Source organism: Streptomyces sp. NBC_01216, assembly GCF_035994945.1.
In the GTDB taxonomy this organism is placed as follows: Bacteria; Actinomycetota; Actinomycetes; order Streptomycetales; family Streptomycetaceae; genus Streptomyces.
Map to the genome: position 1 here is coordinate 5,436,466 of NZ_CP108677.1, position 23,931 is coordinate 5,460,396.

Annotated in this window: 22 protein-coding genes; 12 read left to right on the forward strand and 10 right to left on the reverse strand. The window is 71.6% G+C overall.

All coding sequences use genetic code 11. From position 1 onward, the window contains the following. Positions 1-66 precede the first annotated feature (66 nt). Entirely contained in the window at positions 67-864 is a 798-nt protein-coding gene (locus OG393_RS24355) for a hypothetical protein (RefSeq protein ID WP_327376823.1), read from the forward strand. On the opposite strand, the gene OG393_RS24360 is transcribed toward OG393_RS24355, so the two are convergent. The 4 genes from OG393_RS24360 to OG393_RS24375 form a co-directional block, all read right to left on the reverse strand. Next, positions 774-1,532, reverse strand: coding sequence for a hypothetical protein (locus OG393_RS24360; RefSeq protein ID WP_327376824.1), 759 nt, complete (start codon positions 1,530-1,532; stop codon positions 774-776). The two genes, OG393_RS24355 and OG393_RS24360, sit on opposite strands and share 91 nt — an antisense overlap. After that, positions 1,529-3,289 carry a phosphatidylglycerol lysyltransferase domain-containing protein gene (locus tag OG393_RS24365; RefSeq protein ID WP_327376825.1) on the reverse strand — a complete coding sequence of 587 codons (1,761 nt, stop codon included), beginning with the start codon at positions 3,287-3,289 and terminating at the stop codon, positions 1,529-1,531. Before OG393_RS24365 ends, OG393_RS24360 begins: the two co-directional genes overlap by 4 nt. A gap of 96 nt (positions 3,290-3,385) precedes the next feature. Next, a complete protein-coding gene (cobT, locus tag OG393_RS24370) occupies positions 3,386-4,489 on the reverse strand; it encodes a nicotinate-nucleotide--dimethylbenzimidazole phosphoribosyltransferase (RefSeq protein WP_327376826.1) in 1,104 nt (367 codons plus the stop codon). 45 nt (positions 4,490-4,534) lie between these two features. Then, a complete protein-coding gene (locus tag OG393_RS24375; protein ID WP_327376827.1) occupies positions 4,535-5,737 on the reverse strand; it encodes a bifunctional adenosylcobinamide kinase/adenosylcobinamide-phosphate guanylyltransferase in 1,203 nt (400 codons plus the stop codon). Positions 5,738-5,828: 91 nt separating this feature from the next. On the opposite strand from OG393_RS24375, the gene OG393_RS24380 reads away from it, so the two are divergent. Continuing rightward, complete coding sequence (locus tag OG393_RS24380) at positions 5,829-6,035, forward strand: hypothetical protein (RefSeq protein WP_327376828.1); 207 nt, start codon at positions 5,829-5,831, stop codon at positions 6,033-6,035. An 89-nt stretch (positions 6,036-6,124) separates the two neighbouring features. Here OG393_RS24380 and OG393_RS24385 read toward each other — a convergent pair whose 3' ends face one another. Beyond that, entirely contained in the window at positions 6,125-6,901 is a 777-nt protein-coding gene (locus OG393_RS24385) for a class I SAM-dependent methyltransferase (RefSeq protein ID WP_327376829.1), read from the reverse strand. 35 nt (positions 6,902-6,936) lie between these two features. Next, positions 6,937-7,527 carry a DUF3043 domain-containing protein gene (locus OG393_RS24390; RefSeq protein ID WP_327376830.1) on the reverse strand — a complete coding sequence of 197 codons (591 nt, stop codon included), beginning with the start codon at positions 7,525-7,527 and terminating at the stop codon, positions 6,937-6,939. A gap of 270 nt (positions 7,528-7,797) precedes the next feature. Between OG393_RS24390 and OG393_RS24395 the strand changes: the two genes are divergently transcribed. The 5 genes from OG393_RS24395 to OG393_RS24415 all read left to right on the forward strand — a co-directional run bounded on the left by OG393_RS24395 (position 7,798) and on the right by OG393_RS24415 (position 14,210). After that, positions 7,798-8,595 carry a PspA/IM30 family protein gene (locus tag OG393_RS24395; RefSeq protein ID WP_327376832.1) on the forward strand — a complete coding sequence of 266 codons (798 nt, stop codon included), beginning with the start codon at positions 7,798-7,800 and terminating at the stop codon, positions 8,593-8,595. 22 nt (positions 8,596-8,617) lie between these two features. Further along, positions 8,618-8,896: a PspA-associated protein PspAA gene (gene pspAA / locus OG393_RS24400; RefSeq protein ID WP_327376833.1), complete on the forward strand. Its 279-nt coding sequence runs from the start codon at positions 8,618-8,620 to the stop codon at positions 8,894-8,896. A 122-nt stretch (positions 8,897-9,018) separates the two neighbouring features. Beyond that, positions 9,019-10,245: a sensor histidine kinase gene (locus tag OG393_RS24405; protein ID WP_442817356.1), complete on the forward strand. Its 1,227-nt coding sequence runs from the start codon at positions 9,019-9,021 to the stop codon at positions 10,243-10,245. Next, positions 10,242-10,934 (forward strand): response regulator transcription factor, encoded by a 693-nt coding sequence (locus OG393_RS24410; RefSeq protein ID WP_327376835.1) that lies wholly within the window; start codon positions 10,242-10,244, stop codon positions 10,932-10,934. The genes OG393_RS24405 and OG393_RS24410 overlap by 4 nt, the downstream gene beginning before the upstream one ends. A 159-nt stretch (positions 10,935-11,093) precedes the next feature. Continuing rightward, entirely contained in the window at positions 11,094-14,210 is a 3,117-nt protein-coding gene (locus OG393_RS24415; RefSeq protein ID WP_327376836.1) for an efflux RND transporter permease subunit, read from the forward strand. 112 nt (positions 14,211-14,322) lie between these two features. Here OG393_RS24415 and nadA read toward each other — a convergent pair whose 3' ends face one another. Further along, positions 14,323-15,504 (reverse strand): quinolinate synthase NadA, encoded by a 1,182-nt coding sequence (gene nadA / locus OG393_RS24420; protein ID WP_327376837.1) that lies wholly within the window; start codon positions 15,502-15,504, stop codon positions 14,323-14,325. Positions 15,505-15,795: 291 nt separating this feature from the next. Between nadA and OG393_RS24425 the strand changes: the two genes are divergently transcribed. After that, positions 15,796-16,152 carry a HesB/IscA family protein gene (locus OG393_RS24425; protein ID WP_018848827.1) on the forward strand — a complete coding sequence of 119 codons (357 nt, stop codon included), beginning with the start codon at positions 15,796-15,798 and terminating at the stop codon, positions 16,150-16,152. Between the two features lie 68 nt (positions 16,153-16,220). Here OG393_RS24425 and OG393_RS24430 read toward each other — a convergent pair whose 3' ends face one another. Both OG393_RS24430 and OG393_RS24435 read right to left on the reverse strand, forming a co-directional pair. Then, positions 16,221-17,678: a hypothetical protein gene (locus tag OG393_RS24430; protein ID WP_327376838.1), complete on the reverse strand. Its 1,458-nt coding sequence runs from the start codon at positions 17,676-17,678 to the stop codon at positions 16,221-16,223. 67 nt (positions 17,679-17,745) lie between these two features. Next, positions 17,746-17,952, reverse strand: a complete 207-nt coding sequence (locus OG393_RS24435) for a hypothetical protein (RefSeq protein WP_327376839.1) — start codon at positions 17,950-17,952, stop codon at positions 17,746-17,748. A 131-nt stretch (positions 17,953-18,083) separates the two neighbouring features. On the opposite strand from OG393_RS24435, the gene OG393_RS24440 reads away from it, so the two are divergent. After that, a complete protein-coding gene (locus tag OG393_RS24440; RefSeq protein WP_327376840.1) occupies positions 18,084-19,058 on the forward strand; it encodes a carbohydrate kinase family protein in 975 nt (324 codons plus the stop codon). A gap of 94 nt (positions 19,059-19,152) precedes the next feature. On the opposite strand, the gene OG393_RS24445 is transcribed toward OG393_RS24440, so the two are convergent. Beyond that, positions 19,153-20,544, reverse strand: coding sequence for a cysteine desulfurase/sulfurtransferase TusA family protein (locus OG393_RS24445; RefSeq protein ID WP_327376841.1), 1,392 nt, complete (start codon positions 20,542-20,544; stop codon positions 19,153-19,155). A 285-nt stretch (positions 20,545-20,829) separates the two neighbouring features. Between OG393_RS24445 and ctaC the strand changes: the two genes are divergently transcribed. The 3 genes from ctaC to OG393_RS24460 are packed head-to-tail and all read left to right on the forward strand — an operon-like array spanning position 20,830 to position 23,920. Next, on the forward strand, positions 20,830-21,795 hold the full coding sequence (gene ctaC, locus OG393_RS24450) for an aa3-type cytochrome oxidase subunit II (protein WP_327376842.1): 966 nt from the start codon (positions 20,830-20,832) through the stop codon (positions 21,793-21,795). Further along, positions 21,792-23,525 (forward strand): aa3-type cytochrome oxidase subunit I, encoded by a 1,734-nt coding sequence (gene ctaD / locus OG393_RS24455; RefSeq protein ID WP_327376843.1) that lies wholly within the window; start codon positions 21,792-21,794, stop codon positions 23,523-23,525. Before ctaC ends, ctaD begins: the two co-directional genes overlap by 4 nt. Beyond that, the gene (locus OG393_RS24460) at positions 23,522-23,920 is read left to right on the forward strand and encodes a cytochrome c oxidase subunit 4 (RefSeq protein WP_327376844.1); all 399 of its coding nucleotides are present in this window, start codon (positions 23,522-23,524) and stop codon (positions 23,918-23,920) included. The genes ctaD and OG393_RS24460 overlap by 4 nt, the downstream gene beginning before the upstream one ends. Positions 23,921-23,931: the final 11 nt, after the last annotated feature.

Consider the following 23,931-nt stretch of genomic DNA (forward strand, 5'->3'; position numbering starts at 1 on the left):
AATCGGCGCCTCCGGCCGGTAAATTACGCGTATCCGACCAAAACATACAGAACAGAAGCGGGTGGCATGGGTCACTGGTTCACGCGCAACTTCATCGAGCCGGGCAAACTCCCGACGCTGCTCGCTCTGGTCTCCTTCCTCCTCACCTTCGTGATCACCCGGACGATCACCCGGCTCATCCGGGCGGGGAAGGGGCCGTTCCGGAACGTCTCCTCCGCCGGCGGGCTGCACATCCACCATGTCGTCCCGGGGGTCGTCCTCACCGTCCTCGGCGGCTTCGGCGCCGTCGCGAGCGACCGGCACGGGGCCGGGGCGGTGCTTTTCGCCATCGTCTTCGGGATCGGCGCGGGGCTCGTGCTCGACGAGTTCGCGCTGATCCTCCACCTCGACGACGTGTACTGGTCCGAACAGGGCCGCCAGAGCGTCGAGGTCGTGGTGCTCACCGCCGCGCTGGTCATGCTGGTCCTGGCCGGCTTCTCGCCCCTCGGAGTCAACGACGTCAGCAGTGACGAACGGCAGAGCCGCGTCACCCTGATCGCCGGCGTGCTGGTGAACGTCCTGTTCATCCTGATGTCGTTGGTGAAGGGGAAGTTCCGCATCGCCGTCATCGGGGCGCTCGTGCCGTTCGTCGCCGTCGTCGGTGCCGTCCGGCTGGCCCGCCCCGGGTCCTGGTGGTCCCGCCACTTCTACCGCCGCCGCCACCGGGCCCGAGCCCGCTCGCGCCTGCGTACCTACCGGCACGACCGGCGCTGGAACCGGGTGCGGCGAAAGGTTCAGGACGTGATCGGAGGCTTCCAGGAACGCGTCCCGACGCGGGACTCCGGGCCCCGCTCCGGTGCGGGCCCCGGCCCCGAGGGCGGCTGACCGCCGGCCCGCCGCCTGCGCCACCGGAGCCGGTCGGCGACCGCCGTGATCAACAGGACGGCCGTGATCGCCGCCAGGTGCTCCTTGCCCGCGAGGTTGTTCTTGACCAGCACCTCGGCGACCATCGCGACGATCACCGCCGCGCCGGTCCAGTACGCCCGGTAGCGGTGGCACACGTACACCGCCAGACCCACCACGGCCGCCGACGGGCCGGTGTCGGTCACCCGGGCGTCCGAGGCGGGCAGACCGAACGGGCTGTCGGGACCGAGCGCGACGGCGGCCCGCGCGTACAGGGTGCCGGCCGACGTCGCCGCGTAGGCGATCACCAGGGTCCGCCACCGCCCCAGCGCGAGCTCGGCGATCCCGAACACCACCAGGACCTGTGCCAGGGCGCCCCACACCGGCAGGTCGAGCGCCGGGACGAAGAGCGACAGCGGGGTCCGCAGCAGCGCCGCCCACCAGGGGTCCTCGGCCCGGACCGCGCCGACGTCCTGGACGGCCCGGTAGCCCCAGTCCTGGTTCTGCGCGATCTGGAACAGGCCGATGAGGCAGACCGCCGCCACCGTCATCGGTATCGCCCGCCAGGTGCGGGCGGTCAGCCGGGTCCGGACGACGGCCGCCAGCGGCCCCCACTCGCGGCGGGCGAAGCCCCGCGCCGCGGCTCTCACCGGCGGCCTTCCAGATGCCTGCGGTGCATCCACTTGGGCAGACCGGGAGCCTCCAGGAAACCCTCGGCGCGGCCGGCCGCGAGTCCGATGCGCAACAGGTCGGCGCTCTTCTCGAAGAGCATGAATCGAGGCTCCCAGATCGGTCGGTACTTGGCGTTGGCTCGGTACAGCGACTCGATCTGCCACCAGCGGGAGAAGAAGCCGAGCAGGGAACGCCACATGCGCAGCACGGGTCCCGCCCCGAGCTTCGAGCCGCGTTCGAAGACGGAACGGAACATCGCGAAGTTGAGGGAGACCTGAGTGATCCCGATCTCCTCGGCGCGCTGGAGGAGCTCGATGACCATGAACTCCATCAGGCCGTTCTCGGAGTCCCGGTCACGGCGCATCAGATCCAGCGAAAGTCCCCTCGGTCCCCAGGGCACGAAGGACAGCACGGCCCGCAGCGTGCCGTCCGCGTCGGCGCACTCCAGCATCACGCAGCGGCCGTCGCGCGGGTCGCCGAGCCGGCCGAGCGCCATCGAGAAGCCACGCTCGGTCGCCCCGTCGCGCCAGTCGTCGGCCTTGCGCAGCAACTCGTCCATCTCCTCGGCGGGGACGTCCTCGTGCCGCCGGACGCGGACCCGGTATCCGGCCCGCCTCACCCGGTTGAACGCCTGCCGGACCGTGCGCATGGCACGGCCGTCGAGGGTGAACTCCGCGGTCTCCACGATCGCCTCGTCACCCAGCTCCAGAGCGTCCAGACCGTGCCGGGCGTAGACGGTGCCCGCCTCCTCGCTCGCGCCCATCACGGCCGGGATCCAGCCGTGCTCCCGGGCCTCGGCGAGCCAGGGCTCGATGGCCCCCGGCCATGCCTCCGGGTCGCCGATCGGGTCGCCCGAGGCCAGCGAGACCCCGCCGACGACCCGGTAGGCGACGGCCGCCTTCCCGCTCGTCGACCAGACGACGCTCTTCTCCCGGCGCAGCGCGAAGTAGCCCAGCGAGTCGCGGTCGCCGTGCTTGTCCAGCAGGACGCGCAGCCTGCCCTCGTCCTCCTCGGTCAGCGGGTCGACCGCCCGGCGCGAGCGGAACGCGGCGTAGAGCACGGCGACGAGCAGCAGGGTGGACATCACGTTGACGGTGACGTCGACCCAGCCCGGGGCGGCGATCCCGTCGTAGGCCGTGTCGTCGGCGGCCAGCGTGATCAACCGCATCACGCCGTACCGCCAGCGGTCCAGGAAGGAGGAGCCGCCGGAGGAGGTGTCGGTCACGGTGACCAGCCCCGCGGCGAGCAGTGAGGTCACCAGCAGACCGCCGGTCGCCACGATCGCCGCGAGCAGCGGGTTGGAGCGGTCGCCCTTGGCGTAGAACTCCTTGCGGCCCAGCAGCAGCGCGAGGACGAAGGCCGCGGTGAGGGTGAGCGAGACCCAGTTCTGGGCGTGCCCCCGGATGTCGGGAAAGAGCATCGCGAGTGCGAACAGCAGCAGGAAGATCCCGCTGAGCACCATGTTGAGAATCCACGCGGCGCGCTTGCGGCGGCGCATGGTGACCGCCAGGAAGAGCGTGAAGACGCCCGAGGCGAAGCCCGCGGTCAGCAGGTACGGCGTGAAGTAGTCGTCCGTGTTGTGCCGGCGGAGGTCCTGCCCGAGCGAGACCCAGACGGCGCTCAGGAAGTTGATGAACGTGACGACACGCAGATACCAGACGGCGAACGCGGCGCTGCGCCGCGACCGGGCGGTTCCCCCGGGTGCTCCTTCGGCGGACAAACGGACCTCTCCCATGAAAAGCGATCATATGGGGCATCGCTCCTCGTGTCGGGGCGCCGGAGAGGGCCGCCGCACGTGGCGGAGCCGTCTCCGTCGCCCCGGCAGGCTCTCTCAGTCCACCCCGCCCGGAACGTCCACCGGCTCCCCGGGAGTGGTCGGCTCCTGGGAAAGCGGCTCCTCGGGCCGCTCCGGCAGCTCCGCCGCGAGTGCCGCGGCGGCCTGGACGAGGGGCAGAGCGAGCAGTGCCCCGGTTCCCTCACCCACCGAGACGCCGTGGTCGAGCAGGGGGTTGAGCGCCATCCGGTCCAGCGCCTTGGCCTGGGCCGGCTCACCGCTCACCTGGCCCGCCAGCCACCAGTCCGGCGCCCGGAACGCCGCCCGCTGCGCCACCAGCGCGCAGGCCGCGCCGACCACACCGTCCAGGAGCACCGGCATCCGGCGCACCGCGCTCTGCAGCAGGAACCCGGTCGTCGCGGCCAGATCCGCCCCGCCCACCGCCGCCAGCAGCTCCAGCTGGTCGCCGAGCACCGGCCGCGCCCGCCGCAGCGCGTCCCGTACGGCCGCGCACTTGCGCATCCAGGCCAGATCGTCGATCCCGGCGCCGCCCCGGCCGGTGACCACCGAGGCGTCCGTCCCGCACAGCGCCGCGATCAGAGTGGCGGCCGGCGTGGTGCCGCCGACACTCAGGTCGCCGAGCACCACCAGGTCCGTTCCGGAATCGGCCTCCTCGTCCGCGATCGCCATGCCGAGGCGGATCGCGGCCTCGGTCTCCTCGGCCGTCATCGCGTTCTCGACATCGATCCGTCCGCTCCCACGCCGCACCCGGTGCCGTACCACCTCGGCGGGCAGCAGCTCCGGGTCGCAGTCGAGACCCGCGTCCACCACCCGCACCGGCACCCCCGCCGCGCGGGCCAGCACCGCCACCGGGCTCTCGCCGTCCAGGACCGCGCGGACCAGCGCGTACGCGCCGCCGGCCGGGCGTCCGGACACTTCGCGCGAGGCCACCCCGTGATCGCCCGCGAACAGCACCACCCGCGGCTGCTCGATCGCGCGCACCATGACCGTGCCCTGCGCGGCGGACAGCCATTCGCCCAGTTCGTCGAGCCGGCCGAGCGCGCCGGGCGGGACGGTCAGCCGTTCCCGACGCTCTTCGGCGTCACGCCGAATCCCCCCGTCGGGGCGCTCGATCAGATCGGAGAAGTCGTCCAGGTTCACGGTTCCGCCTTGTGAGATCAGCGAGGGCCATCGATGATCCGCACCCTACCCGCGCAGGGTCAGCGCCTGGCCGGCGACGACCAGCAGGACGTGCTCGCACTCCGCGGCGAACGCCGCGTTCAGCCGGCCCAGCTCGTCCCGGAAGCGCCGTCCGGACGCCGTCGCCGGCACCACCCCCGCCCCCACCTCGTTCGTCACCGCCACGACCGTGCGACGAGTGGCCCGCAACGCCTCCACCAGCTCCGCGGTCCGGGCCTGGACCTCCTCCCGCCCGCCGTCCGCCCACCGCTCGTCGCCCCAGGCGCCGGCCCGGTCCATGACGTCCGTCAGCCACAGCGACAGACAGTCGATCAGCAGCGGCGGCCCCTCCCGCGCCAGCAGCGGGACGAGCTCGCAGGTCTCCTCCGTGCGCCAGGACCCCGGCCGCCGCTCCCGGTGCAGACGCACCCGCCGGTCCCACTCCGCGTCGTCCTCGCGCACCCCGCCGGTCGCCACGTACACCACCTCGGGGAACGACTCCAGGCGCCGCTCGGCCTCCACCGACTTGCCCGAACGGGCCCCACCGGTCACCAGGGTGCGGCGCGGCACGTCGGGCACCGCGTGGTACTCGCCGACGCACAGGGTCGTACCGTCCGGCACCGTCCGCGCCCCGGCCGCCGCCAGCCGCCGGTCGAGCTCGGCCCCCCACGGGGCGTCGTGGTCGAGGTGCACGGCCACGACGTCGGTGCCCGGCCCGATCGCCCCGGCCGCCCGCAGCCGGGCCGCCGCGTCGGGCCTGCCGGTGAGGTCCGCGAGGACCATGTCGTACGGCCGCGCGCGGTCGTCGTGCAGTCCCGCGGCGGCGCCGCCCGGCGGCAGGTAGAGCAGCCGCTCGCCGTCCGGGGCGGTCACCTCGTACCCCGTACCCGGGGAGTCCATCGGCACCGCGCGCACCCGGTGTCCGCTGATCAGGGTCAGTTCCCGCCCGTCCGGCACCCGTACCGCGGTCGGCAGGCCCGCCGGCACCTCGACGGCCGGACCGTCGTGCGGATGGGTCAGCAGCACCTGCCGCACACCCACCAGGGAGTGCCCCGCCCTGGCGGCGGCCAGCGCCGCTCCCGGCGTCAGATCCAGCAACAGCGCACCGTCCACGAGTACGGCTGTCGCGGCCCGCGCTCCGACACCGCGGGCGGTCGCGCAGACGGCGCACGGGCAGTCGGGGCGGGGGAGTCCGAGGGGGGCACCGGTGCCGAGCAGAGTCAGTTCCACGCACTGATCCTCCCGCGCCGCCGCGACGGGTGCGCGCCCGGCTACGCTGCGGGCAGGAAACCGATCATCCGGTGAACCCCAGGAGGCGGACATGGCATGGACGTGGCGTTTCGAGAAGTCCGACGGCACGGAGGTCCGGCCGGCGGTGGCGCCGGACGAGTTCACGACCCAGGGTGACGCCGAGTCCTGGATCGGCGAGAACTGGAAGGACCTCCTGGAGGGCGGCGCGGACCAGGTCGTCCTCTCCGAGGACGGCGCCCGGATCTACGGACCGATGCCCCTGGACGCGGAGGCGTAGCCGCCCCCTCGTGCGCCACCCGTCCCGCCGGGGAACCCCCGGCCCGGGACGGGTGGAACACCTCCGGGCGGAGGCCGCGCGACAGGACGTCAGCCCCGGACGCCGCACAGGTGCAGCAGGGCGGCCACCCGCCGGTACGGCTCGGTGCGGCCCGCCCGGTCCTCGGCTGCGAGCAGCCGCTCCAGCTCCTCCGCGGCGGGCAGCCCCACATCGCCCGCCACACTGTCGGTCAGCACCCGCACCCCGTACCAGGCGTGCAGCGGCGCCGCGATCCCGGCGAGCGTCGCCGTCAGCGCGTCGAGCCGGTCGGCGCGCACCGTGAGCCCGTTGTCGTCCGTGTACGTGTCCGATTCGAAGCCGGCCAGCGCGCCCGTCCAGTCCCCGGCCAGCGCCGGCCGCAGGGCCAGCGCCTCCGCGTTCCGCACGACCAGCGACAGCAGCCCGCCGGGCGCCAGCATCCGGGCCAGGCCCGCGATCAGCGCGTCCGGCTCGTCCGCGTACATGAGCACGCCGTGGCAGAGCACCACGTCGAAGCTGCCCGGCAGGAAGTGCACACCGGTCTCACGACCGTCCCCCTCGATCAGCCGGACCCGCTCACGGATCCCGGCCGGCTCGGTGGCCAGGGACTCACGGGCCGCCTTGAGCAGCTCCGGATCGGCCTCCAGACCGGTCACCGTGTGCCCGGCCCGGGCCAGCCGCAGGGTCTGCAGACCCTGCCCCATGCCCGCGTCGAGGACGCGCAGCCGCTGCCCGACGGGATACCGCGCGGATATCTGCTCGTCCAGCTGCCGCGCCACCAGTTCCTGCCGGACGGTGTCCCGCAGCCCCCCCTGGCCGGTCGGCCAGGGGGAGACGGCCGGAAGCACCGGACTGTCCGTGCCGGTGCCGCAACCGTCCCCGCTCAGGGCCGCTCTCCGCGCTTGACCTGCGGCTTCGGAAGTCGCAGTCGGCGCATCTGCAGGGTGCGCATCAGGCCGTAGGCCATGGCACCGCGCTTCGGCTCGTCCGGGAAACGCGCGTTCAGCTGCTTCTTCAGGCGGAGCCACAGCCCGATCGAGTCGATGACGATCAGGACGATCACGGCGAGCCAGAGCAGCAGCGAGATGTTCTGCAGCGTCCGGATCATGGAAAGGACCAGGATCACCACGGCCATCGGGAGGAAGAACTCCGCGATGGCGAAGCGCGAGTCCACGAAGTCGCGGACGAAACGGCGCACCGGACCCTTGTCACGGGCCGGCAGATAGCGCTCGTCACCACTGGCCAGCGCCTCGCGCTGACGGGCGAGATCGGCACGGCGGGCCTCGCGCTGGCGCTTGGCTGCCTCCTTGCGGTCGGTCGGCACCGTCGCGGCGCGACGGCGCTGGGTCTGCGCCTCGCTCCGCTTCGGCGTCGGGCGGCCCTTGGGGGCCTGCGGGTCGCGGGACTGCTTGGAGAGGTCCGCCGTCACCTGCTCGGTGGGGGCCTTCTCTGCGTTGGAACGGCTACGGAACACAAAACCCAAGGGTACGTGGTGCGAGGCATGGACCCCAGCCCCGCCGGGAACGATCCGCTAACAGCCCGCGTCCGTGGGGGTACGTGAGGACGACACGCGGGGTCTCCCGGAGGGCCGTCTACTCCCTGGGCCGGAGACCGCTCGCGGGCAGTCGTCCTTGGGGAGGAGCACATCCGCCCCCGAACAGTGCGGTAATAGAGGCAGGGACCGTACTGTGGATCCTGTTGGAGTGCTTGAGCCAAGTCCGTCAGAAGGGGGCGCGCGAAGCCCATGAGCGGTGTCATGAAGCGTATGGGGATGATCTTCCGCGCGAAGGCAAACAAGGCCCTTGACCGGGCCGAGGATCCGCGCGAGACCCTTGATTACTCCTACCAGAAGCAGCTGGAGCTGCTGCAGAAGGTCCGGCGGGGTGTCGCCGACGTGGCCACCTCGCGCAAGCGGCTCGAACTGCAGCTGAACCAGCTCCAGGGCCAGTCCGCCAAGCTGGAGGACCAGGGCCGCAAGGCGCTGGCGCTCGGCCGCGAGGACCTGGCGCGCGAGGCGCTGTCCCGACGGGCGGCGCTGCAGCAGCAGGTCAGCGACCTGGAGGTGCAGCACCAGACGCTGCAGGGCGAGGAGGAGAAGCTCACCCTGGCCGCGCAGCGGCTGCAGGCCAAGGTCGACGCCTTCCGTACGAAGAAGGAGACGATCAAGGCGACCTACACGGCGGCCCAGGCCCAGACCCGCATCGCCGAGTCGTTCTCCGGCATCTCGGAGGAGATGAGCGACGTCGGCGTGGCCATCCAGCGGGCCGAGGACAAGACGGCCCAGCTCCAGGCGAGGGCCGGTGCCATCGACGAGCTGCTCGCCTCGGGCGCGCTCGACGACCAGTCCGGTCTGGCCAAGGACGACATCCAGGCGGAGCTCGACCGGCTGTCCGGTGGTTCGGACGTCGAGCTGGAACTCCAGCGGATGAAGGCCGAGCTCGCCGGCGGCGGCTCCGCCTCGCAGCAGGCGATCGAGGGCGGCGACGGAACGGCCGCGCCGCAGGACCAGGAGCAGTCCCACCCCCGTTTCGACAAGCAGTAACGAGCTCTTCGAGGAGCGCATCATGATCGTGAGGATCATGGGGGAGGGCCAGTGGAAACTGGCCGACGATCGTTTCAACGAGCTGAACCGCCTGGACGCGGAACTGCTGGCTGAGATGGAGTCGGGCGACGCGGACGGCTTCCGCCACACGCTCGGAGCCCTGCTCGACGCGGTCCGCCGTCTCGGCGACACCCTTCCCGACGACTCGCTGGAGCCGTCGGAGCTGATCCTTCCGTCCGCGGACGCGACCCTCGACGAGGTGCGCGAGATGCTCTCCGACGACGGCCTCATCCCGGGCTGAGAGCCGGCACTCCACACCGTCCGGTGCCCCGCCGCTCCCCGGAGCGGCGGGGCACCGGACGGCCGGCCCGGAAGCACCGCCGCGTACCGCCGCCGCCCGCGCACCCCGTACCGTTGCTCGGCGTGACCCCTCCCGGCACCGCCTTCGACCGCTCCCGTGACTGGCTGCGCGCCCACCCGCTCGCCCTCGACGGGACGCTGGCGTTCGCCGTGCTGGTCTGTATGGTCGCCGGGTCCTTCGCCGACCCCCATGGCAGCCCCAACGGCCCCACCTTCGGCGACCGCGCCCCCGACGCCGCCGGCGTCGTGCTGATGGTGCTCGGGGCCGCCGCCCTCGTCCCGCGCCGCCGCCGCCCGCTCCCCGTCCTCGCCTTCACCTGCGCCGTCACCCTCGTCGAGCTGGTCAGCGACGACCGCCCCGCCCCGGTCGCCATGAGCGCCGTGATCGCGCTCTACACGGTCGCCGCCCGCACGGACCGCCCCACCACCTGGCGGGTCGGCCTCGCCACCATGGCCGTGCTCACGGCGGCGGCCATGTTCTTCGGCCCCACCCCCTGGTACGCCCAGGAGAACCTCGGCGTCTTCGCCTGGACCGGCATGGCCGCCGCCGCGGGAGACGCCGTCCGGAGCCGCCGCGCCGTCGTCGACGCCATCCGCGAGCGTGCCGAGCGCGCCGAACGGACCCGGGAGGAGGAGGCGCGGCGCCGGGTCGCCGAGGAACGCCTGCGTATCGCGCGCGACCTGCACGACGTCGTCGCGCACCACATCGCCCTGGTCAACGTCCAGGCCGGGGTCGCGGCCCATGTCATGGACAAGCGCCCCGACCAGGCCAAAGAGGCCCTCGCGCACGTGCGCGACGCCAGCCGCTCGGCGCTCGACGAACTGCGTGCCACCGTCGGTCTGCTGCGGCAGTCCGGCGACCCGGAGGCGCCCACCGAGCCCGCGCCCGGACTCGCCGTCCTCGACGGGCTGCTCGACACCTTCCGCAACGCCGGCCTGCCCGTCGCGCTGGCCCGGACCGACGAACGCGCCGGCCTGCCCGCGACCGTCGACCTCGCCGCGTACCGGATCATCCAGGAGGCGCTGACCAACGTGCGCAAGCACGCCGGACAGGATGCCAAGGCCGAGGTGAGCGTCGTACGGGTCGGCCGGACCGTCGAGATCACCGTCCTGGACGACGGCGCGCCCCAGCCGGTGCCGCCGGCCGGGACCGGCGGTCACGGCCTGCTCGGCATGCGCGAACGCGTCACCGCCCTCGGCGGAACGCTGACGGCCGCGCCCCGCTACGGCGGCGGCTTCCGCGTCCAGGCGATACTGCCGGCGACGGCCCGCGCGGGGGAGGACGGATGACGATCCGGGTGTTGCTCGCCGACGACCAGGCGCTGCTCCGCAGCGCCTTCAGGGTGCTCGTGGACTCCGAGCCGGACATGGAGGTGGTCGCCGAGGCCGCGGACGGCGCCGAGGCGTGCGCCAAGGCCCGCTCGGAGCGCGCCGACGTGGTCCTGATGGACATCCGGATGCCCGGCACCGACGGCATCGCAGGCACCCGCATGATCACCGCCGACCCCGGGCTCTCCGCGGTACGGATCGTCATGCTGACGACCTTCGAGGTCGACGAGTACGTCGTGCGGTCGCTGCGCGCCGGCGCGTCCGGCTTCCTCGGGAAGGGGGCGGAGCCGGAGGAACTCCTCCAGGCGATCCGCGTCGCCGCCGCCGGCGACGCCCTGCTGTCGCCGGCGGCGACCAGGGGCCTGATCGCCACGTTCCTGGCGCAGGGCGGCGGCGCCGATCCCGACGACGACGAGCCGGGGCGGTCGCGCTCGGAGCGGCTGGCCGCCCTCACCACCCGGGAACGGGAGGTCCTGGTCCTGGTCGCCGGGGGGCTCTCCAACGACGAGATCGCCGAGCGTCTCCGGGTCAGTCCCCTCACGGTCAAGACGCATGTGAACCGGACGATGGCCAAGATCGGCGCCCGTGACCGCGCTCAGCTGGTGGTCACCGCCTACGAATCGGGCCTGGTACGTCCGAAGGCGCGGTGACGGCGGCCCCCGGCGTACTCCAGACGCGGTATGCGGGGCGCCGGGAATTGGGCCCCGGGGGCGAGGACCCGGCGCCTCTCATGGCGGAGGGTGGACGAGGGCATCCCTGGGGCATTCCCCGGCGCCCGCCCGCCGAGCACGCCACAGAAGAGAGACCGCATGTCCTGGCTGTCCAGATTCAGCCTCGCGCAACGGGCCCTGATAGGGCTGATGTCCATCGTCGCCGTCGTCTTCGGGGCGATCGCGATCCCGCAGCTGAAGCAGCAGCTGCTCCCCTCGATCGAACTCCCGATGGTGTCGGTCCTGGCCCAGTACCAGGGTGCCTCCCCGGACGTGGTCGAGAAGCAGGTCGTCGAGCCTCTCGAGTCCGCGCTGAAGGGCGTCGACGGCATCACCGGCGTCACCTCCACCGCCTCCGAGGGCAGCGCCGTCATCATGGCCGGCTTCGACTACGGCGACGAGGGCACCAAGCAGCTCGTCGCCGACGTCCAGCAGGCCGTGAACCGGGCCCGGGCGGTCCTGCCCGACGGCGTCGACCCACAGGTCGTGGCCGGCTCGACCGACGACATCCCGACGGTCGTCCTCGCCGTCACCTCGGACAAGGACCAGCAGGCGCTCGCCGACCAGCTGGAACGGACCGTGGTGCCCGCACTGGAGAACATCGACGGCGTCGGGCAGGTCTCCGTCGACGGCGTCCAGGCCCTCCAGGTCTCGGTCACTCCGGACGACGCGAAGCTCGCCGCAGCGGGCCTCGACACCGCGAGGCTCGCCGAGGCGATCAGGTCGGGCGGCGGCACGGTGCCCGCGGGCTCCTTCTCCGAGGACGGCAAGAGCCTCACCGTCCGGGCCGGCGGCGGCTACACCTCGCTGGCGCAGATCCAGGACCTGCGGATCAAGCCCGCCAAGGGCAAGGCGGTCCGCCTCGGCGACGTGGCGAAGGTCGAGCAGCGGGAGTCCTCCCGGGTCTCGATCACCCGCACCGACGGACGGCCCAGCCTCGCGGTGCTGGCCACCATGGACAAGGACGGCAGCGCCGTCGCCATCTCCGAGGAGGTCGAGGAGAAGCTGCCCGGCCTCCGCGAGGACCTGGGCGCGGGTGCCGAGCTGACCGTGGTCTCCGACCAGGGCCCGGCCGTCGCCAAGTCGATCTCCGGGCTGACGACCGAGGGAGCGCTCGGTCTCGTCATGGCCGTCCTGGTGATCCTGGTCTTCCTCGCCTCGATCCGCTCCACCCTGGTCACCGCGGTCTCCATCCCGCTCTCGGTCGTCCTCACCCTGATCGTCCTGTGGACCCGCGACCTGTCGCTGAACATGCTGACTCTCGGCGCGCTCACCATCGCCATCGGCCGGGTCGTCGACGACTCGATCGTGGTCCTGGAGAACATCAAGAGGCACCTCGGCTACGGCGAGGAGCGCCAGGCCGCGATCCTCACTGCCGTCCGTGAGGTGGCCGGCGCGGTCACCTCCTCGACGCTGACCACCGTCGCGGTCTTCCTGCCGATCGGTCTGGTCGGCGGTCTGGTCGGCGAGTTGTTCGGCTCGTTCAGCCTGACGGTCACCGCCGCCCTGCTGGCCTCGCTGCTGGTCTCGCTGACCGTCGTCCCGGTCCTGTCGTACTGGTTCCTGCGGACCCCGAAGGACACGTCCGAGAACCCGGAGGAGGCCCGCCGCCTGGCCGAGGAGAAGGAGGAACGCAGCCGCCTCCAGCGCCTGTACGTGCCCGTCCTGCGCTTCGCGACCCGCCGCCGTCTCACCAGTGTGGCGATCGCGGCCGTGGTCCTGGTCGGCACCTTCGGCATGGCCCCGCTGCTCAAGACCAACTTCTTCGACCAGGGCGAGCAGGAGGTGCTCAGCATCAAGCAGAAGCTGGCGCCCGGCACCAGCCTCGCCGCCTCCGACGAGGCCGCGAGAAAGGTCGAGAAGGTCCTGGCCGCCACCGACGGCGTGAAGGACTACCAGGTCACGGTCGGCTCCTCCGGCTTCATGGCCGCCTTCGGCGGCGGCACCGGCGCCAATCAGGCCTCGTACCAGGTGACCCTGGAGGATTCGGCGTCCTACCGGAAGACCCGCGACGCCATCGACGCGGCGCTGGAGAAGCTCGACGGCGTCGGCGACACCACGATCGCGGCGGGCGACGGCTTCGCCAGCCAGGACCTGAGGGTGGTCGTGAAGGCCGCCGACGCGGAGACGCTGCGGAAGGCGTCCGAGGCGGTCAAGGCCGAGGTCGCCACGCTCGACGACGTCACCGACGTCCAGAGCGACCTGTCCCAGTCGGTGCCGCGGATCTCGGTGAAGGCCACGGCCAAGGCCGCGGACCTCGGACTCGACGACACGACCCTCGGTCTGGCGGTCGCCCACGCGGTCCGCGGTACTCCGGCCGGCCGGGCCGTCCTCGACGGCACCGAACGCGACGTCGTCCTGACCTCAGCGAGGCCCGCCACGACCATGGCCGAGCTGAAGGCGCTGCCCTTCGGCCCGGTGACGCTCGGCGACATCGCCGAGGTGAGGATCGTGCCCGGCCCGGTGTCCATGACCCGGATCGACGGTGCCCGCGCGGCGACCGTCACCGCCAAGCCGACCGGCGACAACACGGGCGCGGTGAGCGCGGCGCTCCAGACGAGGATCGACGCCCTCAAGCTGCCGGAGGGCGCCACCGCGTCCATCGGCGGTGTCTCCGAGGACCAGTCCGACGCGTTCCTGAACCTGGGCCTGGCCATGCTCGCGGCGATCGCGATCGTGTTCATGCTCCTGGTCGCGACCTTCCGGTCGCTGGTCCAGCCGCTGATCCTGCTCGTCTCCATCCCGTTCGCGGCGACCGGCGCCATCGGTCTGCTGATCGTGACCGGTACCGCGATGGGCGTCCCGGCGATGATCGGCATGCTGATGCTGATCGGCATCGTGGTGACCAACGCGATCGTGCTGATCGACCTGATCAACCAGTACCGGGCCCAGGGCCTGGGAGTCGTCGACGCGGTCGTCGAGGGCGGCCGTCACCGGCTGCGCCCGATCCTCATGACGGCGCTCGCGACGATCTTCGCGCTGCTGCCGATGGCGCTGGGCGTCACCGGTGAGGGCGGCTTCATCGCCCAGCCGCTCGCGGTGGTGGTGATCGGCGGCCTGATCACCTCGACGCTGCTCACGCTGCTGCTCGTCCCGACGCTCTACGCGATGGTCGAGCTGCGCAAGGAACGCCGCGCGAGGAGGAGGGCGGCCAAGCGCGAGGTCCCGGCGGAGGTTCCGCCGCGGGCGGAGGACGCGGACCTGCTGGAGGTCTGATCCGTCACTCCGGGCCCGCCGCGGGCGGGCCCGGAGAACGCCGGAGGGCGCCCCGCACACAGGCGGGGCGCCCTCCGGCGTTCTCCGGGGCCGGTGTCCGGCCCCGGAGGTGTCACGGAAGCGCCAGCATCCGCTCCAGGGCGAGCTTCGCGAAGCTCTCCGTCTCCTGGTCGACCTCGATCCGGTTGACCAGCTTGCCCTCGGCCAGCGACTCCAGCGCCCAGACCAGGTGGGGGAGGTCGATCCGGTTCATCGTGGAGCAGAAGCAGACGGTCTTGTCGAGGAAGACGACCTCCTTGTCCGGGTGCGCGGCGGCCACCCGGCGGACGAGGTTCAGCTCCGTGCCGATCGCCCACTTCGAGCCGGCCGGGGCCGCCTCCAGCGTCTTGATGATGTACTCGGTGGAGCCCACGAAGTCAGCGGCGGCGACGACCTCGTGCTTGCACTCCGGGTGGACCAGCACGTTCACGCCGGGTATCCGCTCGCGGACCTCCCGGACCGAGTCCAGCGAGAACCGGCCGTGCACCGAGCAGTGGCCCCGCCACAGGATCATCCGTGCCGCGCGCAGCTCCTCGACGGTGAGACCGCCGTTGGGCTTGTGCGGGTTGTAGAGGACGCAGTCCTCCAGCGACATGCCCATCTCGCGCACCGCGGTGTTGCGGCCCAGGTGCTGGTCCGGCAGGAACAGGACCTTCTCGCCCTGCGCGAAGGCCCAGTCCAGCGCCCGCTCGGCGTTGGACGAGGTGCAGATGGTGCCCCCGTGCTTCCCGGTGAACGCCTTGATGTCGGCCGAGGAGTTCATGTACGAGACGGGAACGACCTGCTCGGCGACGCCGGCCTCGGTCAGTACGTCCCAGCACTCCGCGACCTGTTCGGCGGTGGCCATGTCGGCCATCGAGCAGCCGGCGGCGAGGTCCGGCAGCACGACCTTCTGGTCGTCGGAGGTGAGGATGTCCGCGGACTCGGCCATGAAGTGCACGCCGCAGAAGACGATGTACTCGGCCTCCGGGCGCGCGGCGGCGTCGCGGGCCAGCTTGAAGGAGTCGCCGGTGACGTCGGCGAACTGGATGACCTCGTCACGCTGGTAGTGGTGGCCGAGGACGAAGACCTTGTCCCCGAGCTTCTCCTTGGCCGCGCGGGCGCGCTCCACCAGGTCCGGGTCGGAGGGGGAGGGCAGGTCGCCCGGACACTCCACGCCGCGCTCGCTCTTCGGGTCGGCCTCGCGGCCGAGCAGCAGCAGGGCGAGCGGGGTGGGCTGAACGTCCAGGGGCTGGGCGGTGGTCACGTCACGCACCCTTTCTTTTCCAAAATCAGTGCGGCTCGGCCGCTCCAGTGGAGCCGGTGCGCTCATCCGCACCGGAGGCTTTTCGTCTAAATGACGCTATCTATCATAACCGCTTCACGTCAGTTTGACGATGTCCATAGTGTCGATGTGACGAATTCGGGCGCGACGGATCGGCGCTGGTTCGGACGGCGATGTGCGAGCATGAAAGGGAAAGACACGCACTCGGCCCGGAATGAATCCGCGGCCCCGCCGGTTGCAACCGTCGGCAAGCAGTCTCCGTACAACCCGGGAGAGAAGCAGATGTCCGTATCGGACGAGAAGACCACTGTCAGCGACGGCATCCTCCTGTCTGACGCCGCCGCGGCCAAGGTCAAGGCCCTGCTCGACCAGGAAGGCCGCGACGACCTCGCGCTGCGCGTCGCCGTTCAGCCCGGTGGCTGCTCGGGCCTGCGTTACCAGCTCTTCTTCGACGAGCGCTCGCTCGACGGGGACGTCGTCAAGGACTTCGACGGCGTCAAGGTCGTCACCGACCGCATGAGCGCCCCCTACCTCGGCGGTGCCTCCATCGACTTCGTGGACACCATCGAGAAGCAGGGCTTCACGATCGACAACCCGAACGCCACCGGCTCCTGCGCCTGTGGCGACTCGTTCAGCTGAGCCGACGTACGACGGCGAAGGGCGGCCCCGGAGTTCCGGGAGCCGCCCTTCGCCGTACCGCACCGGCGCTACCGCGCGGGCACCTGCTCGCCGCTCGCCGCGTCCGTCACGGTCCGGCCCGCCAGCGGCCGGTCCAGCGTGACGGTCCTCGTCACCTCCACGGCCATCGCGACGCACGCCCGGCCGGGATCGACCGGCCGCTCCGTCACCCCCACCGTGACGCTGTCCGCGCTCTGCCCGGCCGACACCGTGTAGTCGCTGCACACGCCGCCCCAGAAGGTCACCGACAGCTTCGTGCCGCCGGCGTCCACGCGGTACGACTCGATCCGCCGGGCGGGCGCGGTGCCCTCCGGCGGGGACGGCTTCGCCGGGGGCGCCAGGTACTCCGCCGCCACCGCCGTCCGCACCACGCTGTACGGCCGCGCTCCGGCCGCCGGCTCCACCGTGAAGAACCAGGACGGGACGAGGGCCCGCTCGCCGTCCACGTACTGCGAGGCGAGCCCGAAGACCGCCCCGGTCACCTTCAGGACCGGCCGCGGAGCCGGCGTGCACGGCAGATCCGTGCCGATCGCGCCGTCGGGACCGGCCTCGGGCCCGCCGTCGGCCCGCGTCCGCGCGGGCGGATCGGTCGCGCAGCCCCCGATGCCGTGCCGTCCCGGCCCCGAGGACGCCTCGTTCAGCTCGTCCAGCGCCTTCCCGGCGCCGATCACCGGATAGACGGCGCCCTTCGCCGGCTCCTTCAGCTGCCCGCTGCCCGCCACCAGGGAACCGTCGGGGCCGACGTGGACGCCGGTCGACCACCCGTAGGTCGGCAGTCCGCCGACGACCGGCTCGGCGTTCACCACCCGCACCGAGCCACCCATGAGCTGGGTCGCGTCCACCTTCGCGTCGTCCTGGCCGATCGCCTTCAGGACGGGAGCCGCCGCGGCCTTCGCCGCCGCCTCGCTCACCGGCGTCCCACCGCGCGAGGGCTTCGCCTCGCCCGGTGGCGGACACGCCGGGCCCTTCAGGCAGCTGTCGCCGACCGGGCCTCCGTCGTACCGGGAGAAGGTCCAGCTGCCGGGCGCCTCCTCGGCGACCTCCAGCCGCAGCCCGGAACCGTCCTTCTCCGGGGCGATCCGCCACACGCCGTCCCGCAGCGCCGGAGTGCCCGCGAGGCCCAGCGCCTTCGCCAGCCGGGTCACCTCCGCCGCGGTGACCCGGCCCTCGGACCGGTGGACCGCGGCCGAGGAAGGACCTTGGGGCAGGGGGCCCTCGGCCTCGTAGACGGCTCCGCCGCCGTGCGGGTCCGGCTCGCCCGGCGCGATGCCGGGGCCGGGGTCGTCGCCCGCGTTCTTGGCGTCCAGGCGCAACGGCGGGGGAGAGCCGGCCTCCCGCCCCGCCGCCGCGTCGGACGCGCCGCCATCACCCTCGGACGCCGTGGTCGCGAGGTACACGCCACCGCCGCCGGCCAGCAGCACTCCCGCTGACACCGATGCGATCAGCAGGGAGCCACGCCCGCGTCGCCGGTTCTCCGTACCGCTCACCACTCGCTCCTTCATCCCGGTGGAAGACACCGATGGGACGGAACGGGCGAGCGACTGGTTCCGTCCCTCAGGCGCCGTACTCCGAGGTGGCGTCGATCAGCCGCGCGGAGGCCGCCGGGACGACGACGCCGTGGATCAGCGCCGGGGACACCGAGACGGGGGTGTCCACCGCCGGAACGACCCAGTGCGGGGCCATCCGCGCGCTGTCGCCGCGCAGCTGGGCCAGGCTGAACTCGGACTCCTGATGCTCGCGAGGAGCAGGGTACGTGGACATGTCCGCACCGTACGCACGCCACGGCTTCCCGGAAAAGACCTACTCTGGGGTAGTTTCCACTGTTCGGCAGTGACCTCCTCACCCGGTAGCGTGAGCTGTCAATCTCTTCCGTCCCGCAGGAGCGCCCAGCCGTGCGTATCGCAGTCACCGGCTCCATCGCCACCGACCACCTGATGACCTTCCCCGGCCGATTCGCGGACCAACTCGTCGCGGACCAGCTGCACACGGTCTCGCTCTCGTTCCTGGTCGACAACCTCGACGTGCGCCGGGGAGGTGTCGGTCCCAACATCTGCTTCGGAATGGGCCAGCTCGGCGGCCGGCCGATCCTCGTCGGCGCGGCGGGTTACGACTTCGACGAGTACCGCGCCTGGCTCGACCGGCACGGTGTCGACACCGGATCGGTACGGATCTCCGAGGTCCTGCACACCGCCCGGTTCGTCTGCACCACGGACAGGGACCACAACCAGATCGGCTCCTTCTACACGGGCGCGATGAGCGAGGCCCGGCAGATCGAGCTCAAGGCCGTCGCCGACCGCGTGGGCGGCCTGGACCTGGTGCTGATCGGCGCGGACGACCCCGAGGCGATGCTGCGCCACACGGAGGAGTGCAAGGCGCGCGCGATCCCCTTCGCCGCCGACTTCTCCCAGCAGATCGCGCGCATGGAGGGTGAGGAGATCCGCACCCTCCTCGACGGCGCGACCTACCTCTTCTCCAACGAGTACGAGAAGGGGCTCATCGAGTCGAAGACCGGCTGGAGCGACGAGGAGATCCTCGGCCGCGTCGGCCACCGCGTCACCACCCTCGGCTCGCGCGGCGTGCGCATCGAGCGGGTCGGCGAGCCGCCCATCGAGGTCGGCTGCGCCGAGGAGGACGCCAAGGTCGACCCCACGGGCGTCGGCGACGCCTTCCGCGCGGGCTTCCTGACGGGCCTGGCCTGGGGTGTCAGCCTGGAGCGCGCGGCCCAGGTCGGCTGCATGCTCGCGACGCTCGTCATCGAGACCCTGGGCACCCAGGAGTACACCCTGCGCCGCGCCCACTTCATGGAGCGCTTCACCAAGGCATACGGGGACGAGGCCGCCACCGAGGTCCAGGCACACCTGATCTGAGCCGCGCCGCTCCGCCGGGCCTGTCCCGGCCCCGCCCCGTGCCGGTCCGGCCGCACGGGGCGGGGCGGCACGGACCGGCCCCGGTGCGGCCGGGCTACGCCAGGCGCCGCACCACATAGGCCGCGCCGCCGCGCGGGGAGGACTCCTCGCCCACGTACTCCTGGCCGCGCATCTCGCACCAGGCGGGGATGTCCAGCCGCGCCGCCTCGTCGTCCGACAGGACCGTGACCGTGTCGCCCACCGGGACGTCGCCGATCACCCTGGCCAGCTCGATCACCGGCAGCGGACACCGCTTGCCCAGGGCGTCCACGACCCGCCCGCCCGGCGCCGGCGCCGTGACCGGCGCCGCGGTCGTCTCCGGAGCGCCGAGCCGCTCCCGTACCGCCGCCACCACGCCCGGCAGCACCGCCAGGAACCGGTCCACGTCCTCCTCCCGCGTGCCGGCCGGCAGCGACACCCGCACATTGCCCTCGCTCAGCACCCCCATCGCCCGCAGCACATGGCTGGGTGTCAGGGTCGAACTCGTGCACGACGAACCGGATGAAACGGAGAAACCCTCCCGATCCAGCTCGTGCAGCAGCGACTCCCCGTCGACATAGAGACAGGAGAAGGTGACGAGATGGGGGAGCCTGCGCACCGGGTCGCCCACCACCTCCACGTCCGGCACCAGCTCCGGTACCCGGCTCCGGATGCGCTCCACCAGGACCCGCAGCCGCGCCGACTCGGCCGCCGCCTCCGCCCGCACCGCCCGCAGCGACGCCGCCGCGGCCACGATCGCCGGCAGGTTCTCGAAACCGGGTGCCCGGCCCGACTCCCTCTCGTCGGAGGGCCCCTGGCCGGCGAAGCGCACGCCCTTGCGGACCGCGAGCAGGCCCACCCCGGGCGGGCCGCCCCACTTGTGCGCGCTCGCCGTCAGTAGCGACCAGGCGCCCTCGGCCGGGCCCCAGCCCAGCGACTGGGCCGCGTCCACCAGCACCGGCACCCCCACGGCCCGGCACGCCTCGGCGACCTCCGCCACCGGCTGCGCGGTGCCCACCTCGTGGTTGGCCGACTGGAGGCAGGCCAGCGCGGTCCCGGTGTCCAGCGCCGCCGCGAAAGCCGCCGACTCCACCGCGCCCGACCGCCCGACGGGGACCTCCGTCACCGTGCCGCCGACCGCGGCGTGCGCCTGCGCGGCGTGCAGGACGGAGGAGTGCTCCACCGCCGAGACCACCAGACGGTTCCCGACACGCCGACGCCCCGCCAGCGCTCCGGAAATCCCGGCGTGAACCGCGCGCGTCCCCGAAGGAGTGAACACGAGCTCGTCGGGACGGCACCCCACGGACTCCGCCGCGGCCTCCCGCGCCGCGTCGAGCAGCAGCCTGGCCCGCCGCCCCTCGCGGTACAGCCGGGCGGGATCGGCCCAGCCCTCGTCCAGGGAGGCAAGCAGCGCCTGGCGGGCGACGGGGTGCAGTGGAGCGGCGGACGCGGCGTCGAAGTACGGCATCCGCCCACGCTAACCGGCCTTCGCTAAGCCTCCGTCAGATACCCCGCCCGCACGGCCGGTCGAACGGCGTCCGGTCCTCCCGGAGCCCGCCGCGGAAGGGAGGGGTCCATCCCTTCGGGGAGTCGGACGGCGCGTTGGGCACCCTCCCCGCGCGACCCCAAATAGCGTCCAGTAGGGTTTGGTCCGCATAAACATCCAAACCCCTGCCCGCGGCCGGGGCGGCGACCGACCAGCGAGACGGCCGTAGCCGACCAGCGCGGGCCGAGACTCTCGGGAAGGCGCTACGTGAGTCCCAACGGCTCCGACCGCTCGTCGCGGCGCCCGATGCGGCGGAAGCTGCCGCAGGTGCTGACTGCGGGCCTGATCCTGGCGACAGCCACCGGCTGCTCGTACAACTGGGAAGACTTCCCCCGCCTTGGTATGCCCACCCCGGTAACGGAAGAGGCGCCTCGGATCCTCTCCCTCTGGCAGGGCTCGTGGGCGGCAGCGCTCGTCACGGGCGTCCTGGTGTGGGGACTGATCCTGTGGTCCGTCATCTTCCACCGGCGCAGCCGCACCAAGGTGGAGGTACCTCCGCAGACTCGGTACAACATGCCCATCGAGGCGCTGTACACGGTCACTCCGCTCATCATCGTCTCCGTGCTCTTCTACTTCACCGCGCGCGACGAGTCGAAGCTCCTGTCGCTCGCAGACAAGCCGGCCCACACCATCAACGTGGTCGGCTACCAGTGGAGCTGGGGCTTCAACTACATCGAGAACGTGCCCGGGGTGGAGGGTGACGCGCAGACGGCCCCGAACCTCGACGCCATTCCGGACAAGTTCCAGGACGACTTCCCGGCGAACGCCGGTGGCGTCTACGACGCCGGTATCCCCGGTGACCGGAACCCGCAGACCGGCAACCCGGGTCCGACCCTGTGGCTGCCCAAGGGCGAGAAGGTCCGGTTCGTCCTGACCTCCCGTGACGTCATCCACTCCTTCTGGGTGGTCCCCTTCCTCATGAAGCAGGACGTCCTCCCCGGTCACACCAACGCCTTCGAGGTCACCCCGACGCAGGAAGGCACCTTCCTCGGCAAGTGCGCCGAGCTGTGCGGTGTCGATCACTCCCGGATGCTCTTCAACGTCAAGGTGGTCTCCCCGGAGCGCTTCCAGCAGCACCTGAAGGAGCTGGCCGAGAAGGGGCAGACCGGCTACATCCCGTCGGGCATTGAGCAGACGGACCCGGCCAGGAACGCGGAGAAGAACCAACTGTGAGCATCCTCAACGAACCCCAGGGTGCCGCCGCAGCTGAGGACTCGTACGAGAACGAGCTGCCCGTGCGGCGCAAGCAGCCCGGCAACGTCGTGATCAAGTGGCTGACCACCACGGACCACAAGACGATCGGCACGATGTACCTGGTCACGTCGTTCGCGTTCTTCTGCATCGGCGGTCTGCTGGCGCTCTTCATGCGCGCCGAGCTGGCCCGTCCGGGTACGCAGATCATGTCGAACGAGCAGTTCAACCAGGCGTTCACGATGCACGGCACGATCATGCTGCTGATGTTCGCGACGCCGCTGTTCGCCGGATTCGCGAACTGGATCATGCCGCTCCAGATCGGTGCGCCCGACGTGGCGTTCCCGCGGCTGAACATGTTCGCGTACTGGCTGTACCTCTTCGGCTCGATCATCGCGGTGGCCGGCTTCCTCACCCCGCAGGGTGCGGCCGACTTCGGCTGGTTCGCCTACTCCCCGCTGTCGGACGCGGTCCGCTCGCCGGGTGTCGGCGCCGACCTGTGGATCATGGGCCTGGCCTTCTCCGGCTTCGGCACGATCCTCGGTTCGGTCAACTTCATCACCACGATCATCTGCATGCGCGCTCCGGGCATGACGATGTTCCGCATGCCGATCTTCACCTGGAACGTGCTGCTGACCGGTGTGCTGGTCCTGCTCGCCTTCCCGGTCCTGGCGGCGGCGCTGTTCGCCCTGGAGGCGGACCGCAAGTTCGGTGCCCACGTCTTCGACGCGGCCAACGGCGGAGCCCTGCTGTGGCAACACCTCTTCTGGTTCTTCGGACACCCCGAGGTGTACATCATCGCCTTGCCGTTCTTCGGCATCGTCTCCGAGATCATCCCGGTCTTCAGTCGCAAGCCGATGTTCGGCTACATCGGCCTGGTGGCCGCCACCATCGCGATCGCCGGTCTGTCCGTGACCGTGTGGGCCCACCACATGTACGTGACCGGCGGCGTCCTCCTGCCGTTCTTCTCCTTCATGACGTTCCTCATCGCCGTACCGACCGGCGTGAAGTTCTTCAACTGGATCGGAACCATGTGGAAGGGCTCGTTGTCCTTCGAGACACCGATGCTCTGGACGATCGGCTTCCTGGTCACCTTCACCTTCGGTGGCCTGACCGGTGTCATCCTGGCCTCGCCGCCGATGGACTTCCACGTCTCGGACTCGTACTTCGTCGTGGCGCACTTCCACTACGTCGTGTTCGGCACCGTGGTCTTCGCGATGTTCGCCGGCTTCCACTTCTGGTGGCCGAAGTTCACCGGCAAGATGCTGGACGAGCGGCTGGGCAAGATGACCTTCTGGACGCTGTTCATCGGCTTCCACGGCACCTTCCTGGTGCAGCACTGGCTGGGCGCCGAAGGCATGCCGCGCCGCTACGCGGACTACCTCGACGCCGACGGCTTCACCACGCTGAACACCGTCTCGACGATCTCGTCCTTCCTGCTGGGCCTGTCGATCCTGCCGTTCTTCTACAACGTGTGGAAGACCGCCAAGTACGGCAAGAAGATCGAGGTCGACGACCCGTGGGGCTACGGCCGTTCGCTCGAATGGGCGACGTCCTGCCCGCCGCCCCGGCACAACTTCCTCACCCTGCCGCGGATCCGCTCCGAATCCCCGGCGTTCGACCTGCACCACCCCGAGATCGCGGCCGTCGACCAGCTCGAGAACCACGGTCCGCAGAAGGCCCTCGCGGGTGAGAAGGAGGCCGGCAAGTGAAGATCCAGGGCAAGATGTTCATCTGGCTGAGCGTCTTCGTGCTCGCCATGGCCATCCTCTACGGCGTGTGGTCGAAGGAGCCGGTCGGCACGACGGCCCTCTTCCTGGCCTTCGGCCTGTGCATCATGATCGGCTACTACCTGGCCTTCACGGCCCGGCGCGTGGACGCCCTGGCGCAGGACGACAAGGAGGCCGACGTCGCGGACGAGGCCGGGGAGGTGGGCTTCTTCGCCCCGCACAGCTGGCAGCCGCTCTCGCTGGCCGTCGGCGGCGCCCTGGCCTTCCTCGGCGTGGCGATGGGCTGGTGGATCCTGTACTTCTCGGCTCCGCTGATCCTCGTCGGCCTCTTCGGCTGGGTGTTCGAGTTCTACCGCGGTGAGAACCAGAACCAGTAGCGGCACCGTCC

What these genes read in the sequence shown, in the direction of transcription:
- OG393_RS24355 (WP_327376823.1), top strand. Translation starts at nt 67, where the DNA reads ATGGGTCACTGGTTCACGCGCAACTTCATCGAGCCGGGCAAACTCCCG.
- OG393_RS24365 (WP_327376825.1), bottom strand. Translation starts at nt 3,289, where the DNA reads ATGGGAGAGGTCCGTTTGTCCGCCGAAGGAGCACCCGGGGGAACCGCC.
- OG393_RS24380 (WP_327376828.1), top strand. Translation starts at nt 5,829, where the DNA reads ATGGCATGGACGTGGCGTTTCGAGAAGTCCGACGGCACGGAGGTCCGG.
- OG393_RS24395 (WP_327376832.1), top strand. Translation starts at nt 7,798, where the DNA reads ATGAGCGGTGTCATGAAGCGTATGGGGATGATCTTCCGCGCGAAGGCA.
- pspAA (WP_327376833.1), top strand. Translation starts at nt 8,618, where the DNA reads ATGATCGTGAGGATCATGGGGGAGGGCCAGTGGAAACTGGCCGACGAT.
- OG393_RS24410 (WP_327376835.1), top strand. Translation starts at nt 10,242, where the DNA reads ATGACGATCCGGGTGTTGCTCGCCGACGACCAGGCGCTGCTCCGCAGC.
- OG393_RS24415 (WP_327376836.1), top strand. Translation starts at nt 11,094, where the DNA reads ATGTCCTGGCTGTCCAGATTCAGCCTCGCGCAACGGGCCCTGATAGGG.
- OG393_RS24425 (WP_018848827.1), top strand. Translation starts at nt 15,796, where the DNA reads ATGTCCGTATCGGACGAGAAGACCACTGTCAGCGACGGCATCCTCCTG.
- OG393_RS24435 (WP_327376839.1), bottom strand. Translation starts at nt 17,952, where the DNA reads ATGTCCACGTACCCTGCTCCTCGCGAGCATCAGGAGTCCGAGTTCAGC.
- OG393_RS24445 (WP_327376841.1), bottom strand. Translation starts at nt 20,544, where the DNA reads ATGCCGTACTTCGACGCCGCGTCCGCCGCTCCACTGCACCCCGTCGCC.